General features: G+C 69.5%; 1 protein-coding gene and 1 pseudogene. Both read right to left on the bottom strand.

Translation table 11 applies throughout. From position 1 onward, the window contains the following. On the bottom strand, positions 1-500 hold a 500-nt coding region (locus ACFQ7F_RS45780; RefSeq protein WP_383285723.1), incomplete at its 3' end, for a 4-hydroxy-tetrahydrodipicolinate reductase. Positions 501-530: 30 nt separating this feature from the next. Then, positions 531-1856, bottom strand: a pseudogene (locus ACFQ7F_RS45775) (M16 family metallopeptidase); the annotation flags it as partial. Between the last annotated feature and the right edge of the window lie 83 nt (positions 1857-1939).

Genomic DNA, 1939 nt, shown 5'->3' with positions numbered 1-1939 from the left:
GGCTGCGGGGCGCTGCCCGCAGCCCGACGGGCCTCGGCGATGAGCTGGGCGGTGCGCGTGGCGGTACCGCTGGGGGCGTCGGCCTTGTTCGGGTGGTGCAGCTCGACGACCTCGACGGACTCGAAGTACGGCGCCGCGATCTGCGCGAACTTCATGGTGAGGACCGCGCCGATGGAGAAGTTCGGGGCGATCAGGACGCCCGTCTTCGGCGATGCGGCCAGCGAGGTCTCCAGCTGCGCGACGCGCTCATCGGTCCAGCCCGTCGTACCGACCACGGCGTGGATGCCGTGCCGCACGCAGAAGTCCAGGTTGCCCATCACCGCGTCGGGGTTGGTCAGTTCGACCACGACCTGGGCGCCGGTCTCCACCAGCGTGTCCAGCTTGTCGCCCCGGCCGAGTGCGGCGACCAGTTCCAGGTCGTCGGCGGCTTCGACGGCTCGGACGGCCTCGGAGCCGATCCGGCCCTTGGCTCCGACGACCGCCACGCGCAGCTTGCTCATGTGCCTGATTCCTTAAGGGGTTTAAGGGGTTTAGGAGACCGCTTCGTGCAGGCGGGCGGCCTGCTTGTCCTTGAGCGGGCCGATGGCCGACAGGGACGGACGGTGGCCCAGGACATCGCGGGCGACCTCACGGACGTCGTCCGGGGTGACCGCCGCGATCCTGGCCAGCATGTCGTCGACCGACATCTGCTCGCCCCAGCACAGCTCGCTCTTGCCGATACGGTTCATCAGCGCCCCGGTGTCCTCGAGGCCGAGGACGGTGGAGCCCGCGAGCTGGCCGATCGCACGGCCGATCTCGTCGTCGCTCAGACCGTTCTGCGCGACGTCGTCGAGTTCGTCGCGGCAGATCTTCAGTACGTCGTGCACCTGGCTCGGCCGGCAGCCCGCGTACACGCCGAAGAGACCGGTGTCGGCGAAGCCCGACGTGTACGAGTACACGCTGTAGGCCAGACCGCGCTTCTCCCTGACCTCCTGGAAGAGGCGGGACGACATGCCGCCGCCGAGGGCGGTGTTCAGGACGCCCATGGCCCAGCGGCGCTCGTCCGTGCGGGCCAGGCCCGGCATGCCGAGGATGACGTGGGCCTGCTCGGTCTTGCGGTTGATGACCTCGACACGGCCCGCCGTGCGCAGAGCTCGCGAGCCCTGACGCGGAACGATGGGCGTCGCGTCAGTGCGGTGGAGGGCGCCGGCCTTCTCGAAGGCGGCACGGACCTGCCGTACGACCTTGTTGTGGTCGACGTTGCCCGCGGCCGCGACCACCAGGTGGGTCGGGTCGTAGTGCTTCTTGTAGAAGCGGCGGATCCGGTCCGCGTTGAGGGCGTTGACCGTCTCCTCGGTACCCAGGACAGGGCGGCCGAGAGGAGTGTCGCCGAGCATCGTGTGCGCGAACAGGTCGTGCACGCAGTCGCCCGGGTCGTCCTCGGTCATCGCGATCTCTTCGAGGATGACGCCGCGCTCGGCGTCGACGTCCTCCTGGCGGATCAGGGAGCCCGTCAGCATGTCGCAGACGACGTCGATGGCGAGCGGCAGGTCGGTGTCGAGCACGCGTGCGTAGTAGCACGTGTACTCCTTCGCCGTGAAGGCGTTCATCTCGCCGCCGACCGCGTCGAGCGCGGCCGAGATGTCGAGGGCGCTGCGCTTCTTGGTGCCCTTGAAGAGCAGGTGCTCCAAGTAGTGCGTGGCGCCGTTCAGGGCCGGGGTCTCGTCACGGGATCCGACGTTCGCCCAGATCCCGAAGGTCGCCGAGCGTACGGAGGGCAGGGTCTCGGTGACGACGCGCAGGCCGCCCGGCAGTGTCGTACGGCGGACCGTGCCGATGCCGTCCTTGCCCTTGAGGAGGGTTTGGGTACGGGCGAGGGGGCCCGGCGCCCCCGGGGGGGGGGGCCGGCGCGGGGGGGGAGAAGAACGGGGGGGGTGTTAAAAAAAAACAACCCCCACGA

The organism is Streptomyces sp. NPDC056486, from assembly GCF_042795295.1.
Lineage (GTDB): Bacteria > Actinomycetota > Actinomycetes > Streptomycetales > Streptomycetaceae > Streptomyces.
The sequence above is the reverse complement of the archived record's forward strand: the minus strand, read 5'-3'. Positions and strand labels throughout refer to the sequence as shown.